Origin of the sequence: Acidipropionibacterium jensenii DSM 20535, from assembly GCF_000425285.1 — a bacterium.
Classification (GTDB): Bacteria; Actinomycetota; Actinomycetes; order Propionibacteriales; family Propionibacteriaceae; genus Acidipropionibacterium; species Acidipropionibacterium jensenii.
Map to the genome: position 1 here is coordinate 1 of NZ_AUDD01000057.1, position 1059 is coordinate 1059.

The window sequence follows — 1059 nt, forward strand, 5'->3', positions numbered from 1 at the left end:
CCGGTGGTGTCGGGTCCCACGAACAGTGAGGGATCGGGCATGTCGGGCAGTCGAGAACGTTGGAAACTGGGTTTGGCGAGCAGGGCGTGCTCGATTGCCCAGATGGCGTCCTGCTCACTGACCCCGTGCCGGCCAGCACTGGTAGTGAACGTCACTGACAATATTGTACCCCAATAATGATGGCTGGGGTGGCCGGCACCGTCCGATCACACATCGTCGAGGCGGCAGCGACCGACCCAGCGCATACTGCGTGCTGGGTGTCAGCTCTGCGACGTCTTGCCGTGACTTGGTGGCAACGTGTCCTTGAACTGATGAGTGCTATCACTGCGTTCCATGCCGGTTCCCCACTCGAGTGGCGCTCTGGGTGCGGGCTTGACGGGATTCTCGTTCGGTTTGTTCTCAGGTGTATTGGACATTTCTCACTTCTAGTGAATGGTGATGGTTAAAGCGACCAGAGTAGCGCCAGCAAGGATACTTGATGCGATGAGCGCCCATCTGGCCGCTTGGTACCAAGATATCTGATGGTCTGAAGTGTTGGAGAGGCTTCTGAAGATTGGCATACCATCCTGCCCGGGTTCCACGACCAGGTTCTTTGCCAGTGACCTGCGTACTTCTTCTGGACGATTTGGTTCGCAGGGGATCTCGGAGTTCAACAGATCGGCGAAAACCATTTGGACCCGGGACAGATCCTTGCTGACATGTTTCATCTTGGCAGCTGAGAAGACGGCAATGACCATTCCGGTAACGGATGTGGCGATAGTGGCGATCATCAGCCCCCGGACAGCCCAGTTCGCCTGACCCGCTAATGCTACGACGACCGGTGGGAGGGTCATGACTGTCGCGAAGGACGATATGAGGCCGGTGGCTGCGGACTGGATCGCTTCGGACCGATGCCGTCGGTCCTCGTACAGCCACCGGGCTTCGTCTAGGAGTACGTCACCAAGGTCCTCGTGCGGGGACTGCTCATCCGAGGGTGGCGTCTCGGTATCGGGCGGGCGATATCGGGCTCTTCACGAACGAGGGTGTAGCGGGTTGAGCGTGTCGGTGGCCGGGTAGGGG

1 protein-coding gene is annotated in these 1059 nt (G+C 59.0%); it reads right to left on the reverse strand.

All coding sequences use genetic code 11. The features are described 5' to 3' along the window. Positions 1-425: 425 nt before the first annotated feature. Complete coding sequence (locus H590_RS18575) at positions 426-770, reverse strand: hypothetical protein (RefSeq protein ID WP_126412615.1); 345 nt, start codon at positions 768-770, stop codon at positions 426-428. Positions 771-1059 lie beyond the last annotated feature (289 nt).